Source organism: Bradyrhizobium sp. UFLA05-108, from assembly GCF_059803455.1.
Genome location: NZ_JBANAZ010000002.1, coordinates 115,453 through 129,234 on the forward strand (window position 1 = coordinate 115,453; position 13,782 = coordinate 129,234).

Below are 13,782 nucleotides of genomic sequence, written 5' to 3' on the forward strand. Positions count from 1 at the left end.
TGAAATTTGAGCGGTGGAAATGCCCGGGCGTCGGTGGGATTGGCGCCGGCGGCGCACGTGATTTCTCATTTAGCGAAAACAACCCCATGCAAAGTAGAAATCGTAGCCCGGGGTAAGCGAAGCGTGATCCGGGATCGCAGCCCGCGGGGCAAACCTGGATTGCGCTGCGCTCCATCCAGGCTTCGGGCGCCGGGTTGACTTGCCTGCCCAACCGAAGCGAATGCGCCCTCGGTTGCGCGCCCGGAGGGATTCTGGTACGTTTGAGGTGCGTGCCTCATTTTTTTCTTCCTTGCAGGCTGGAGCCGACGGCGCCCGCGACTTCCGTTGATCCGGAGCGGCGCTTCGTTGGTCCAGTGGTGGGGAGAAACAGGGTGGCTTGCGTAAATGACATGAAGAGTTGGCCGCGATCGACGGTCGACCGCTTAAAAGGGAGGGATGAATGAAGCGTCTCTTGGTTGCAGGTGTATCCGTTGCGTTCGCGGTCGCGCTGGGTCTCGGCTCGGCCAACGCGGCGGACAAGAAGGTTCTGGCCTTCGTCGTGAACGGCGCGTCCGACTTCTGGAAAATCGCCGAAGCCGGCGTCAAGAAGGCGCAGGGCGAACTGCCCAATTTCGAGCTTCAGTTCAAATATCCGGAGCAGGCCGCGGCCGCCGTGCAGCAGCGGGTGATGGACGACCTCGTCGCGGCAGGTGCTGCCGGCATCATGGTCAGCGCGGTCGATCCCAAGAACCAGACCGAGCAATTGAACAAGGTCGCTTCGCAGACGGTGCTGTTCACGACCGACAGCGACGCGCCGGCCTCCAAGCGCGTGGCCTATATCGGTTCGTCGAACACCGATCTCGGCAAGGAAGCCGGCAAGCTGATGCTGAAGGCGCTGCCGAGCGGCGGCAAGTGCGTCGGTTTCGTCGGTCTGCCCGGCGCCGACAATGCCCGCGAGCGCATCGAGGGCGTCAAGGAAACGATCAAGGGCTCGAAGGTCGAGCTCGTGGACGTCCGCGGCGACGAGATCGACCAGACCCGCGCCAAGCGCAACGTCGAGGACATCCTCGCCGCGATGCCCGACGTGAGCTGCCTCGTCGGCTTCTACTCCTACAACACGCCGCGCATCTACGAGGTGCTCAAGGAGGCCGGTAAGCTCGGCAAGATCCAGATCATCGGCTTTGACGAGGATCCGATCACACTCGGCGGCGTCAAGGAAGGCAGCATCGCCGGCACCGTCGTCCAGCAGCCGTTCGAGTGGGGCTATCAGGGCATGAAGCTGATGGCCGCCTACATCGGGGGCGACAAGTCGGGCATTCCGGCAAACGGCATCATCATCGTTCCCGGCAAGGTCATCGACAAGGCGAATGTCGACGACTTCATGGCATCGATGAAAGCGATGCTCAAGAAGTAGGGGTGTCAGCGCTGCTCGCAGCCGCCAATGCCTGAGCCGTTCCTCGAATTGGTCGACATCAGCAAGACCTATCCCGGCGTGGTCGCCCTCGACCACGTCGACCTCAAGGTCGCGCCGGGCGAGGTGATCGCGCTGATCGGCGAGAACGGCGCGGGCAAGTCGACCTTGATGCGCGTGCTCGGCGGCGTCGTCGAGCCGAGTGGCGGCCTCATCCGGGTTGACGGCGTCGAGCGGGGCTCGTTCACCGTGGCGGAGGCGATCCAGGCCGGCATCGCCTTTGTCCACCAGGAGCTCAATCTCTTCGACAATCTCGACGTCGCCGGCAACGTCTTCATCGGTCGCGAGCCGGTCCATGGCGGGCCGCTCAGGCTGATCGATCGGCAGGCGCTCTATGCGAAGGTGCGGCCGTTGCTGGAACGGCTCGGCGCCGACTTCGAACCCGACGCGCCACTCGCCGAGCTGTCGCTCGCCCAGCGCCAGCTCGTCGAGATCATGAAGGCGCTCTCGCTCGACGCGCGCCTCGTCATCATGGACGAGCCCACCTCGAGCCTGACGCTCACCGAGACGGACCGCTTGATGCGGGTCATCGCGGGCCTCAAGGCTGACGGCGTCAGCATCATCTTCATCACACACCGCCTCAACGAGGTGATGCAGTGCGCCGATCGCGCGGTGGTGCTGCGCGACGGGCGGATGGTCGGCGCGCTGACCCGCGCAGAGCTGTCGCCGGCCGCGATGATCCGCCTGATGATCGGGCGCGACCTCAAATCGCTGTACGTTCCGCCGGCAGCTCCTCCCGGCAAGGCCGTGCTCGACATCGTCGAAGTCGTTACCGACACATATCCAGAGCGCGCCGTCAGCCTGTCGGTGCGCCGCGGCGAGATTTTGGGGCTTGCGGGCCTCGTCGGATCGGGGCGCACGGAACTCGCGCGGGCCATTTTCGGCGTCGATCCCTTGCGCGGCGGCGCGATCAGGCTGGACGGCGAGCCGATCCGCATTTCCAGTCCCCGTGCCGCGATCGAGCACGGCATCTATCTCGTCCCGGAGGACCGCAAGAGCTCCGGCCTCCTGCTCGACTTCTCGATCGCCGAAAACATCTCGCTGCCGGATCTGTCGTCCTACTTGCGGCTCTGGCTCGTGAACACCGCGCGCGAGACCGAGAACGCCCGCCGCCAGCGCGAGCGCCTCAAGATCCGCGCGCCTGACGTCGAAACCGCCGTGGGCTCGCTGTCCGGCGGCAACCAGCAGAAGGTCGTGCTCGCCAAATGGCTGTCGATGCGGCCGAAAGTCTTGATCTTCGACGAGCCGACGCGCGGCATCGACGTCGGCGCCAAGCAGGAGATCTATGACATGCTGCGCCGCCTGACCGATGCGGGCGTCGCGGTCCTGATGATCTCCAGCGACATGGAGGAGGTGATCGGGGTGAGCGACCGGATCGCGGTCATGCATGAGGGCGCGATCTCCGGTTTCCTTGATCGCAGCCAGTTCAGCGAGCACAATGTGCTGCAACTGGCAGTCGGCCACACAATCTGAGGCGAGGGGCCCTTGAACAAGAAAGATCTGAGCCTTTTGGTCCTGATCCTCGTGGTCGGCGCGGTCGTCACCTTCATCAACCCGCGCTTCCTGCTGGTCGGCAATCTCTCCAATACCGCCAACCAGGTCGGGATGTTCGGCATCTTCTCTATCGCGGAAGCGTTCGTCATCATCATCGGCGGCATCGAGCTGTCGGTCGGCTCGGTCATCGCGCTGCTCGGTGTGCTCTTCATCGACCTCATCGTCAATCACGACGTCAACTGGATGCTGGCCTTTGCGGCAATCATCGCCGGCGGGCTCGCGATCGGCCTCGTACACGGCACGCTCGTCACCAGGATGCACATCCAGCCTTTCGTGGTGACGCTCTGCGGACTTCTGATCTATCGCGGCGCCGCGCGCTACTACACCGAGGACGCGACCGCCGGCTTCGGCTTCGGCGCGAGCTTTCCGACGCTGGAATGGCTGACCGCGGGACGCACCAATGTGCTGGGCTTTCCCTTGCCGCACAGCGTGGTCGCGCTGTTCATCGTCGCTGCGGTCGCCTGGGTGCTGCTGCACCGTTCCGTGTTCGGCCGCTATCTCTACGCCGTCGGCAAGAACGAGGAAGCGGCGCGCTATTCCGGCATCCGCTCCGATCGCGTCGTTGTTTCAGCCTACATCATCTGTGGCGGGCTGACCGCGTTCGCCGCGATCCTGATTGCGATGTACACCCGATCGATCTCGCCGGCGGTGCACGGCTCCTTCTACGAGCTCTACGCGATAGCCGCCGCGGTGCTCGGCGGCTGCTCCTTGCGCGGCGGCGAGGGCTCGATCATCGGCGTCGTGCTCGGCACCGTGCTGCTTCAGGTGCTGCAGAATCTCGTCAATCTCCTGGGCATTCCGAGCTCGCTGAATTTCGCCGTTATGGGCACGGTGATCCTGATCGGCGTGCTCGGCGACCAGTATCTCATGCAGCGCCGCCGCACGACGACCGCAAAGGCGCGGCCGCAGGCGAACGTCGCGGCCGCGCCGCTGGAGCGCGCGAACGCGGAGTGAGGTTGACGCGCGGCGTCAGACCCAGCCGCCGTCGACGACGTAGTGCTGCGACGTGCACGCCGAAGCCTCATCGGAGGCGAGGAACAGCGTCACCTTCGCGATCTCGTCCGGCATCAGCTTGCGTTTCAGGCACTGGCGGCGCATCAGCTCTTCCACGCCTTCCGGGGTCAGCCATTTCGTGACCTGACGCTCGGTCATGATCCAGCCGGGCGCGATCGCGTTGACGCGGATGTTGTAGGGGCCGTAGTCGCGCGCGAGCGAGCGGGTGAGGCCGATCACGCCGGATTTGCTGGCGGTGTAGGCGGCCATGCCGCCTTGTCCCGCCATCCAGGAGACCGAGCCGAAATTGATGATGGCGCCGGCGCTCGCCGCCTTCATGTCCGGCAGGACCGCCTGCGCCGCGAAGAACTGATGCTTCAGGTTCACGGCGATGCGGTCGTCCCAATATTCCGGCGTCACCTCCTCGGTCGGATGCCGCTCGTCATGCGCGGCGTTGTTGACGAGGATGTTGATCGGGCCGTGGGCCTTGCGGGCCTCCGCGATGCCGGTCCGCAAGGCCGCGATATCGGTGAGGTCGACGTGGTGGAAATGCGCCGCGAGGCCTTGGTCTGACAGCTCGCGTGCCAGCCGCGTGCCGTCATCCGCCTTGATATCGAAGAACACGACGACGGATTTTTGCTGCGCAAAGCGCCGCACGATCGCTTCGCCGATGCCGGACGCGCCGCCCGTGACGAGAACGACCTTGTCTGCAAGGTCCGGATAAATGGCGGCCACGATGTCCTCCCAATACTGGTGTCCGGGCAATGCTTGCCCGGCAAAACTACTCGTCGGAACCTTAGCCACATGACCGGTGAGGTGCATAGATCAGAATTTTAGTTGCGTACCTCAAAAAATGAGGGCAGCATTGCCGCAACGACATAAGCAAGACCAAAACCAATAGTCGGGAGGAATGCTGATGAGGCTGCTCAGGAAACTGGGACTCGCTGCTACCGCATGGCTGCTCGCGCAAGGCGCGGCGATGGCCGACACCACGGTGAAATGGCTCCACATCGAGGTCAATCCCGCGCAGGTCAAGATCTGGGAAGAGGTGGCGCGGGCCTATGAGGCCTCGCATCCCGGCGTCAAGATCGAGATGCAGTTCCTCGAGAACGAGGCGTACAAGGCGAAGCTTCCGACCATTCTTCAGTCCAAGGACCGGCCCAACATCATCTATAGCTGGGCGGGCGGCGTGTTGAAGACACAGATCGAGGCCGATGTCCTCGACGACATCACCGACCAGGTGAAGGGTTATTCCGACACGCTGACGCCTGCGGCGCTTGCCGCCTTCAGCAGGGATGGCCGCGTCTACGGCTTGCCGACGGCGCTGTCGCAGGTCGGCTTCCTCTACAACAAGGAGTTGATGGCGAAGGCAAATGTCGATCCAGCCGCCATCAAGACCTGGGACGATCTGCTCGCAGCGGTGAAAACGCTGAAAGCCGCGGGCGTGACGCCGATCGTCGTCGGCGGCGCCGACAAATGGCCGCTGCATTTCTACTGGACGCACCTTGCGGTGCGGATCGGCGGCAAGCCGGCCTTCGATGCCGCGCTGCGCGGCGAAAACGGCGGCTTTGCCGGCGAGACATTCCAGAAATCCGGCGAACTGTTCAAGCAGCTCGTGGACCTCCAGCCGTTCCAGAACGGCTTCCTCGGCTTCAAGAATCCGCAAGCCGTGGGCTATTTCGGCGACGGCAAGGCGGCGATGACGCTCGCCATCAGCACCGTCTATCACCTGCAGCGCGCGCTTGCCGCCGACAAGGTGGGCCTCGGTGAAGACAAGATCGGCTGGTTCGATTTCCCGGTGGTGACCGGTGGCAAGGGCGCGCCATCAGACACGCTCGGCGGTATCACCGGCTGGCTCGTCACCAAGGGCTCGCCGAAAGAGGCGGTCGACTTCCTCAAATACTTCGTCTCCAAGGACGTGCAGACGCGCCTTGCCGCCGGCAATTACATCATTCCCGTGGTGAAGGGCGCCGATGCCGGGCTCAACAACGCCTTCATGAAGCGCATCGCGGACAATCTTGCGAAATCGAACTACCACCAGAACTTCTATGACCAGAGCCTCGGTCCTTCCGTCGGTCGCGTCGTCAACGACGTCGCGGCGGAGATTGCCGGCGGCAGCATGAGCCCGCAGGATGCGGCCAAAGCGATCGAGGCAGCCTGGAAGCAGGGCAACTGACCGTGGCGCGGCGGATGGCGACTTCGCCGGCGATGGGTGTGGTTGAGCCCGCACCATCGCCGATCGCGGTGCGCGGTCCGAGCTGGGACGGCCGGCTCACCGTGCTCGTGCTGTTCCTTCCGCCGGCGCTGCTGCTGTTCACCCTGTTCGTCGTGGTGCCGATCGGGGAGGCGGCCTGGTATTCCACCTTCACCTGGAACGGTTTTGGCCGGCCGACCAACTGGATCGGGCTCGACAATTACCGCTTCGTGCTCCAGACGCGCGCCTTCTGGCTCGCGCTGCGCAACAACGGCCTGATCATCGCGGTCTCGCTGCTCGTCCAGTTGCCGCTGGCGCTGACCCTCGCGCTCATGCTCGCCGAACGCTTTCGCGGCGCGGTCGCGCTGCGCATGCTGTTCTTCATGCCTTACATCCTGGCCGAGATCGCCACCGGGCTGATCTTCTCGTTCGTTTATGACGGTGATTACGGCCTCGTCGCCTCGATCTGGCGCGCCTTCGGTAGCGAAGCGCCGCATCTGCTCGCCTCGACCGACACCGCGATGCTGGCGGTGCTCATCGTGATCGTCTGGAAGTATTTTGGCTTCCACATGATGCTGTTCATCGCCGCGCTGCAGAGCCTCGACAGGAGCCTGATCGAGGCGGCGCGCATCGACGGCGCAACGCGCTCGCAGACGCTGCGCCACGTCGTGATTCCCTTGCTCTATCCGACCATTCGTCTCTCGGTATTCTTCGCCATCATAGGGTCGTTGCAGCTATTCGACCTGGTGATGCCGTTGACGCGTGGGGGGCCGGCGGATTCCTCGAATACGATGGTGAGCTTCCTCTACAACAACGGCATCTCGCGCATGCGGGTCGGCTATGGCAGCGCCATCGGTGTCATCCTGTTCATGATCTGTGTCACCTTCGCCTTCACCTACAAGCGATGGTTCATGCGCGATGAGTAACGTCGAGGTCACCCGCGCGCCGTTCGATCCCGCCGTGCTGTACAAGGCGATGTTCCTTGCTCTCGTCGCGATCTTCGTCGCGGTGCCGCTGCTCGCGACCGTGCTCGGCGGCTTCAAGACGCTCGGCGAATTGCGCGTCAATCCGTTCGGTCTGCCGCGGCACTGGGAATGGCAGAACTACGCCGACATCCTGTTCTCGCAGCGCTACTGGCAGCTCCTGCGCAATTCACTCATCATCTCGACGCTGACGGTGACGCTCACTCTGATCGTCGCGTCGATGGCGGCATTCACCTTCGCCCATGTCCGGTTCTTCGGCAGCTCGATGCTGCTGAGCTACTTGACGCTGGGACTATTGTTTCCGGCCGCAACCGCCGTGCTGCCGCTGTTCATCAAGGTGCGGGATCTCGGGCTGCTCGATACCTATCTCGGCGTCGTGCTGCCGCAGGTCGCCTTCAGCCTCGCCATGAGCATCCTGCTGCTCAGGCGTTTCTTCAAGGACATCCCCTACGAGCTGCTCGAGGCGGCGCTGGTCGATGGTTGCAGCTACATCAAATTCTTCCGCTACGTGACGCTGCCGCTGTCGCGGCCGATCCTGGCCACCGTCGGCACCATCACCTTCGTCAATAGCTGGAACGCCTATCTGTTGCCGCTGGTGATGCTCAACACCGATGCGCTTTATCCCTGGCCGCTCGGCATCATGGTTTACCAGGGCGAATATTCGTCGGAGTGGCACCTGATCCTCGCCTTCATCACATTGACCATCCTGCCGACGATCATCCTCTTCCTCTTGGCGCAGAAGCACATCGTCGCCGGTCTCACCGCGGGCGCAGTCAAGGGATGAACGACACCTCACGGAGACAAGAATGAGAAAAGTCGGCATCGGCATCATCGGTTGCGGCAATATCAGCACCGCGTACCTCAAGGCAGCGCAGGGCTTCCCGGTCCTCGACATTCGCGCGCTCGCCGACATGCGCAGCGATGCGGCGGAAAAACGGGGGGCCGAGTTCGGCCTGCCCGCGATGCGCGTGGACCAGTTGCTCAAGCGCGACGATATCGAGATCGTGGTCAATCTCACGGTGCCGCTCGCCCACACCGACGTCAGCCTCGCGGTCCTGAACGCGGGCAAGCACGTTCATTCCGAGAAGCCGCTGGGCGTCAATGTCGCCGAGGCGTGCAAGGTGATGGATCTCGCCGCGCAAAAGAACCTGCGTGTTGGCTGCGCGCCGGACACCTTCCTCGGCGGCGGCCACCAGACGGCGCGGAAGCTGATCGACGACGGCGCCATCGGCACGCCGGTCGCGGGCAGCGCATTCTTCATGTGCCCTGGCCACGAACGCTGGCATCCGGCGCCGGGCTTCTACTATTTGCGCGGCGGCGGGCCGATGCTGGACATGGGGCCATATTATATCACCGACCTCGTGCAACTGCTCGGTCCCGTCGCGAGCGTGATGGGCTCGACCGCGCGGCCGAGATCCGAGCGTCTCGTGACCAGCCAGCCGATGAACGGCCAGATGATCCCTGTCGAGGTCGCAACCCACGTGGCCGGCACGCTTGAATTTGAAAGCGGCGCGGTGGTCTCGATCGCCATGAGCTTTGACGTGCCGAAGCACCGACATGCGCCGATCGAGATCTATGGCGACAAGGGCAGCATGCTGGTCCCCGATCCCAACCGCTTCGGCGGCGAGGTGCAGGTGGCGAAGACCGGCGGCGAGTGGGAGGCCGTGCCGCTGACCCATGGCCATGTCGAAGGCGAATTCCGCTCGATCGGCGTCGCCGATATGGCAACCGCAATCGTCACCAACCGGCCGCACCGCGCCAGCGGCGCGCTCGCTTTCCACGTGCTGGAGGCGATGGAAGCGTTCCAGGCCTCCGCCGATGAGGGACGCCGCGTCAAAATCGAGAGCCGCGTCGAGCGGCCGGCGATGTTGCCGGCCGGGCGTGAGACCGGACAGATCGACTGAGGATCATGACAATGCGCAAGGCAATGATTGTATGGGGTGGCTGGCCGGGACACGATCCTGATCTGTGCGCCTCGATGATACGAGGCTGGCTGAAGCAGGAAGGCTTCGAGGTCCGTATCGAGACCACGACGGCGGCGTTCGCCGATCCCGCGATCCACGACCTCTCGCTGATCATTCCGATCTACACCATGTCGAAGATCGAGAAGCCGGAGGCGCTCAACCTCTGCGCGGCCGTGCGCGGCGGCGTCGGACTCGCGGGTCATCATGGCGGCATGTGCGACGCCTTCCGGGAGTCCGTCGATTATCAATTCCTCTGCGGCGGCCAGTGGGTTGCCCATCCCGGCAACATCATCGACTACAGGGTGGACTTGACGAAGCCGGATGACCCCATCATGAAGGGTCTGAAGAGCTTTGAGCATCGATCCGAGCAGTACTACATGCATGTCGACCCCGCCAACGAAGTGCTGGCCACGACGACGTTTTCCGGCGAGCACGCGCCCTGGATCGAGGGCGTGGTGATGCCCGTGGTCTGGAAGAAGCGCTATGGCGAGGGCAGGGTGTTTTATTCCTCGCTCGGCCACCGCGCCTATGAACTGGACGTGCCCGAGATCAGGACCATGATGATCCGCGGCATGCTGTGGGCCGCGCGCGGATGACGGGCGGCGAGACGCAATCGGCCATGCGCGCGACGCTGGAAGACGTCGCGCGCATGGCCGGAGTGTCGCTCGCAACTGTCGATCGGGTCGTCAACCGTCGCGAAGGCGTGCGTGCCAAAACTGTGGCGCGCGTGGAGGCGGCGGTCGCAAAGCTTGGCTATCGCGCCGATGTCGCCGCCGCCCGGCTCGCTCGTGGCCAGACGTTCCGCTTCGCCTTCGTGCTGCCGACCGGCAGCAACAGCTTCATGACCAACCTGACCGAGCAAGTGCAACGTACGGCTGAATGGCTCGCGAGCCAGCGCGGATTCATCGATATCCTGCACGTCGACGTGTTCGACCCGGACGTGCTGGCCCGCACCCTGGAAGAGCTGTCGACGGCCTATCACGGTGTCGCCGTCATCGCGCTCGATCATCCGCGCGTGCGTGCTGCGATCGACGATCTCGCGGCCCGCGGGGTTGCCGTGGTGACGCTGGTCTCGGACGCGCCGAGCGCGCGGCGCCTGCACTATGTCGGTATCGACAATCCGGCCGCCGGTCGCACGGCTGCGACCCTGATGGGACGCTTCCTTTCGGGACGCACAGGCAGCGTGGCCGTCATCGCCGGCTCGCTGTCGCTACGCGATCACACCGAGCGACAATTTGGCTTCCACCAGATTCTGACGAGCGAATATCCGGATCTGGTTGTGCTGCCGGTGCTGGAGGGGCGCGACGACAGCAAGCGCACGCGCGTACTGACCACAGAGCTCTTGTCGCGACGGTCCGATCTGCTTGGCATCTACTCCTGCGGAGCGGGCAATCGCGGCATCGCGGAGGCGTTGGAAGCCTCGGGTCGTGCCCGCGATGTGGTCTGGATCGCCCACGAGCTCACCCAGTTCACGGGGCGCTTTCTGGTGCGCGGCACCATCGATGCGATCATCAACCAGGATCCCGGCCACGAGGCGCGCTCCGCCGCGCGCGTGTTGCTCGCGCATTGCTCGGGCGAGCCGATCAGTGCTGACCAGGAGCGTATCCGCATCGATATCTTCTTGCGGGACAATCTGCCGTGACAGAGCGCCTCAGCGCCGGATCGTGACGTCCGTCGACGGCCGCCGGTGTTCCCAGTCGACCCGCTCGAGCTCGGGACGATCGAGCTCGGCCTCGGGATAGCCGATGCAGAGATAGCCGATGAATTTCCAGTTGACGGGCACGTCGAGAATCTCGCGCACGCGGGCGGGGTTAAGGATCGACACCCAGCCGATGCCGATGCCGTCGGCGCGCGCAGCGAGCCAGGCCGAGACGATTGCGGCGACGACTGAATAGTCGAGGGTCTCCGGCATCGTCGCGCGGCCGAGGCCGTGCCCGGTCTCGCACGTTTTTTCTGAAAACACCGCCAGATGTCCGGGTGCCTCTTCGAGGCCGGCGAGCTTGAGGGCGGCATAGCGCGCGGCGCGCTCGCCGGAATAGGTTTTGAGCGCGTCCGCGTTGCAGATCTTGAAGTCGTCGATGATGGCGCCGCGCCGCGCCGGATCCTCGACGATCACGAAGCGCCAGGGCTGGCTGAGCCCGACCGATGGCGAGAGACACGCGATGTCGATCAGCCGCTCCAGCGTGCCCTCGGGCAGCGGGTCTCTCCGGAAGCGCCGCACGTCGCGCCGCCAGACGAAGAGCTCGCGCAATTGCCGGCGGAAATCGTCGTCAAAAGAGACCATCATCAGGCGGCCGCATGAAACAGCGAGGCGGCCATCAGCAGGATGGCGGTCTCGGCGACTTGCTCGTAAGCACCGAGTATATCACCGGTCTGTCCCCCGAGCTGCCTGATCGCGAGCCAGGCGATCAGCAGGCCGAGAAAGGCGAGGAGGATCACGGCCAGGATTGCCTTGCCCGGCCCAAAGCCGATCGCGAGTACGATGGCACCGAGGCCGAGCGCAATGGCGGCGTTTGGCCCTGCGGGCCGGCCGGCGCCCGCGGACAATCCATCCGTTCGCGCCGGCGGCACCAGCGCCATGAACAGCGGCAGGCCTGCGCGCGCGGCGACATGCGCTAGCAATAGAGCGATGAGGATCGAGCGCGGGGCGGCGATGGCGGCGAGAGCGCTCCAGCGCAGTGTTAGCGAGACAATGAGCGCGCACACGCCAAAACTGCCGATCCGGCTGTCGCGCATGATCTCGAGTTTTCGCGCGCGCGTCGAACCACCGAGACCGTCGGCGGCGTCCGCGAGCCCGTCCTCGTGCAGTGCTCCGGTGATGATGATCGTGCTCGCAAGCGCCAGCATCGCGGCGGGACCGGGCGTCACGCCGAGCGCATGTGCGCTTCCGTACACGCCGGCACTGAGGAGACCGATCAGCAATCCCGCGACCGGCAGTGTCCAGCCCGCACGCGCAATGTCGCCATCGCCGACCGGCGTCGACGGGCCGAGCGGCAGGATGGTGGCGAGCGACACGCCGATCCGCAAATCCGTGACGATGGCGGTGAGTTGCGTGCGGTTGGTCATAGCTTCACTTGACCTTCATCGGCAGGCCCGAAACCACGAGCTCGACCTCGTCGGCGACTTCGGCAACCGCCTGGTTCAGCAGGCCTGCGGCATCGCGAAACCTGCGCGCCAGCGCATTGTCGGGCACGATGCCGAGGCCGACCTCGTTGGTCACGAGGATCACCGGGCTCTGTTGCCTGCGAAGTGCAGCGGCGAGCAGCGCTGCCTCGTTCGACCAGTCGCGGCCGGCATGGAGCAGGTTGGAGAGCCACAGCGTCAGGCAGTCGACGAGCCGTGCCCCGCCGCCGTCGGTCGCATCGAGCGCCGCCACGAGATCGAGCGGCGTCTCGCGCTCGATCCACTCGTCGCCGCGGCGGGCGCGATGGTGCGCGATCCGCTCCGCCATCTCCGCATCGAGCGCCTCCGCGGTCGCGATGTAGACGGGCCGGCCGGGAAAGCTGCGGACGCGCGCCTCGGCGCGACGGCTTTTCCCGGACCTCGCCCCTCCCGTGATCAGGACAACCGCCATGAAACCTCCCGTTCTGACCCGCACTAACCACCAAACGGGTGCAAAGACAAAGCCGAAATCGGCGAGGAGGGGCTTGCGCTGTGACCCAAATCTTGCGCATCAGGGCATGCGAGGAGATGTGACGTGGGATTTGCCGGTGCGATGGCGGTAGCGATGACTGTGGATGCCATCTGGGGATGGCCCGCCGCATTGTTCGCGCGGATCGGCCATCCCGTGACCTGGATCGGCAGGTTGATCGCTCTGCTCGATCGCAACTGGAACAGGTCCAAAGATGCGCCCGAGGCGCGGCGCATGGCCGGCGTCGCCGCCGCACTTCTGGTGATCGCGTTGTGCGCCGGCATCGGCTGGATCGTGCAGAGCTGGCTCGTTCCCGGGTGGAGCGCCGTCCTGCTTGGGGTTCTGGCCTGGCCGCTGGTCGCACTGCGCTCGCTCCACGATCACGTCGCTGCCGTCGCGCAGCGCCTGCAGTCGGGCGATATCGACGCGGCGCGGCTTGCGGTCGCAGAGATCGTCGGCCGCGATCCCGCGTCCCTCGATGAGGCCGGGATTGCGCGTGCGGCGCTCGAGAGCCTCGCAGAGAATGCTTCCGACGGCATCGTGGCGCCGGTGTTTTGGGGCGCGCTGCTCGGCCTGCCCGGCATCCTTGGCTACAAGGCGATCAACACGCTTGATTCCATGATCGGTCATCGCTCCGAGCGTCACCTCTGGTTCGGCTGGGCAGCCGCGCGCATCGACGACGTCGCCAATTTCATTCCGGCGCGGCTGACGGGCCTGTTGTTCGCGCTGGTGACGGCGCACCCTTGGGCGCCCTTGTCCTGCATGTCGCGCGATGCAAATCGCCATCGCTCGCCGAATGCCGGCTGGCCGGAAGCGGCAATGGCGGGTGCGCTCGGCGTGCGCCTGAGCGGGCCGCGCAGCTATCACGGCGCTGTGACCGAGGAGCCCTGGCTGAACGCGGGCGCGCGCGATCCGCTTGGCGCTGACATCCGGTTGGGCCTGAAACTCTACGTTCGCGCGATGCTGCTGCTGGGCGGCTTACTCGTAGCATTGGCATTGGTTTGAGGGGCGGC

14 protein-coding genes are annotated in these 13,782 nt (G+C 64.9%); 10 read left to right on the forward strand and 4 right to left on the reverse strand.

The features are described 5' to 3' along the window. Positions 1-439: 439 nt before the first annotated feature. The 3 genes from SO140_RS01785 to SO140_RS01795 are packed head-to-tail and all read left to right on the forward strand — an operon-like array spanning position 440 to position 3,958. Positions 440-1,393 (forward strand): sugar-binding protein, encoded by a 954-nt coding sequence (locus SO140_RS01785; RefSeq protein WP_449378392.1) that lies wholly within the window; start codon positions 440-442, stop codon positions 1,391-1,393. A gap of 27 nt (positions 1,394-1,420) precedes the next feature. Continuing rightward, entirely contained in the window at positions 1,421-2,923 is a 1,503-nt protein-coding gene (locus SO140_RS01790) for a sugar ABC transporter ATP-binding protein (RefSeq protein WP_498542218.1), read from the forward strand. Between the two features lie 12 nt (positions 2,924-2,935). Beyond that, the gene (locus SO140_RS01795; protein ID WP_474797131.1) at positions 2,936-3,958 is read left to right on the forward strand and encodes an ABC transporter permease; all 1,023 of its coding nucleotides are present in this window, start codon (positions 2,936-2,938) and stop codon (positions 3,956-3,958) included. 15 nt (positions 3,959-3,973) lie between these two features. Here the strand turns inward: SO140_RS01795 and SO140_RS01800 are convergent, their stop codons facing one another. Beyond that, positions 3,974-4,732, reverse strand: coding sequence for an SDR family NAD(P)-dependent oxidoreductase (locus SO140_RS01800; RefSeq protein WP_449384603.1), 759 nt, complete (start codon positions 4,730-4,732; stop codon positions 3,974-3,976). A 181-nt stretch (positions 4,733-4,913) separates the two neighbouring features. On the opposite strand from SO140_RS01800, the gene SO140_RS01805 reads away from it, so the two are divergent. The 6 genes from SO140_RS01805 to SO140_RS01830 are packed head-to-tail and all read left to right on the forward strand — an operon-like array spanning position 4,914 to position 10,780. After that, positions 4,914-6,173, forward strand: a complete 1,260-nt coding sequence (locus SO140_RS01805; protein WP_449384604.1) for an ABC transporter substrate-binding protein — start codon at positions 4,914-4,916, stop codon at positions 6,171-6,173. Between the two features lie 2 nt (positions 6,174-6,175). Continuing rightward, positions 6,176-7,117 carry a carbohydrate ABC transporter permease gene (locus SO140_RS01810; RefSeq protein WP_449384605.1) on the forward strand — a complete coding sequence of 314 codons (942 nt, stop codon included), beginning with the start codon at positions 6,176-6,178 and terminating at the stop codon, positions 7,115-7,117. Further along, positions 7,110-7,958: a carbohydrate ABC transporter permease gene (locus SO140_RS01815; RefSeq protein ID WP_498542219.1), complete on the forward strand. Its 849-nt coding sequence runs from the start codon at positions 7,110-7,112 to the stop codon at positions 7,956-7,958. The genes SO140_RS01810 and SO140_RS01815 overlap by 8 nt, the downstream gene beginning before the upstream one ends. Before the next feature lie 22 nt (positions 7,959-7,980). Further along, positions 7,981-9,078, forward strand: a complete 1,098-nt coding sequence (locus SO140_RS01820; protein WP_449384607.1) for a Gfo/Idh/MocA family protein — start codon at positions 7,981-7,983, stop codon at positions 9,076-9,078. Between the two features lie 11 nt (positions 9,079-9,089). Then, positions 9,090-9,734 carry a ThuA domain-containing protein gene (locus SO140_RS01825; RefSeq protein ID WP_027521114.1) on the forward strand — a complete coding sequence of 215 codons (645 nt, stop codon included), beginning with the start codon at positions 9,090-9,092 and terminating at the stop codon, positions 9,732-9,734. Next, positions 9,731-10,780, forward strand: coding sequence for a LacI family DNA-binding transcriptional regulator (locus SO140_RS01830; RefSeq protein ID WP_474797136.1), 1,050 nt, complete (start codon positions 9,731-9,733; stop codon positions 10,778-10,780). Before SO140_RS01825 ends, SO140_RS01830 begins: the two co-directional genes overlap by 4 nt. A gap of 9 nt (positions 10,781-10,789) precedes the next feature. On the opposite strand, the gene bluB is transcribed toward SO140_RS01830, so the two are convergent. The 3 genes from bluB to cobU are packed head-to-tail and all read right to left on the reverse strand — an operon-like array spanning position 10,790 to position 12,712. After that, positions 10,790-11,422: a 5,6-dimethylbenzimidazole synthase gene (bluB, locus tag SO140_RS01835; protein WP_449377426.1), complete on the reverse strand. Its 633-nt coding sequence runs from the start codon at positions 11,420-11,422 to the stop codon at positions 10,790-10,792. A gap of 2 nt (positions 11,423-11,424) precedes the next feature. Further along, positions 11,425-12,204, reverse strand: a complete 780-nt coding sequence (cobS, locus tag SO140_RS01840; protein ID WP_449377414.1) for an adenosylcobinamide-GDP ribazoletransferase — start codon at positions 12,202-12,204, stop codon at positions 11,425-11,427. A 4-nt stretch (positions 12,205-12,208) separates the two neighbouring features. After that, positions 12,209-12,712 (reverse strand): bifunctional adenosylcobinamide kinase/adenosylcobinamide-phosphate guanylyltransferase, encoded by a 504-nt coding sequence (gene cobU, locus SO140_RS01845; protein WP_449377413.1) that lies wholly within the window; start codon positions 12,710-12,712, stop codon positions 12,209-12,211. Positions 12,713-12,835: 123 nt separating this feature from the next. Between cobU and cbiB the strand changes: the two genes are divergently transcribed. Continuing rightward, positions 12,836-13,774: an adenosylcobinamide-phosphate synthase CbiB gene (gene cbiB / locus SO140_RS01850; RefSeq protein WP_449377412.1), complete on the forward strand. Its 939-nt coding sequence runs from the start codon at positions 12,836-12,838 to the stop codon at positions 13,772-13,774. Positions 13,775-13,782 lie beyond the last annotated feature (8 nt).

Coding starts and splice junctions, on each gene's coding strand:
- SO140_RS01825 (WP_027521114.1), top strand. CDS start 9,090: ATGCGCAAGGCAATGATTGTATGGGGTGGCTGGCCGGGACACGATCCT.
- SO140_RS01790 (WP_498542218.1), top strand. CDS start 1,421: ATGCCTGAGCCGTTCCTCGAATTGGTCGACATCAGCAAGACCTATCCC.
- cobU (WP_449377413.1), bottom strand. CDS start 12,712: ATGGCGGTTGTCCTGATCACGGGAGGGGCGAGGTCCGGGAAAAGCCGT.
- bluB (WP_449377426.1), bottom strand. CDS start 11,422: ATGGTCTCTTTTGACGACGATTTCCGCCGGCAATTGCGCGAGCTCTTC.
- SO140_RS01830 (WP_474797136.1), top strand. CDS start 9,731: ATGACGGGCGGCGAGACGCAATCGGCCATGCGCGCGACGCTGGAAGAC.
- SO140_RS01820 (WP_449384607.1), top strand. CDS start 7,981: ATGAGAAAAGTCGGCATCGGCATCATCGGTTGCGGCAATATCAGCACC.
- SO140_RS01805 (WP_449384604.1), top strand. CDS start 4,914: ATGAGGCTGCTCAGGAAACTGGGACTCGCTGCTACCGCATGGCTGCTC.
- SO140_RS01785 (WP_449378392.1), top strand. CDS start 440: ATGAAGCGTCTCTTGGTTGCAGGTGTATCCGTTGCGTTCGCGGTCGCG.
- SO140_RS01815 (WP_498542219.1), top strand. CDS start 7,110: ATGAGTAACGTCGAGGTCACCCGCGCGCCGTTCGATCCCGCCGTGCTG.
- cobS (WP_449377414.1), bottom strand. CDS start 12,204: ATGACCAACCGCACGCAACTCACCGCCATCGTCACGGATTTGCGGATC.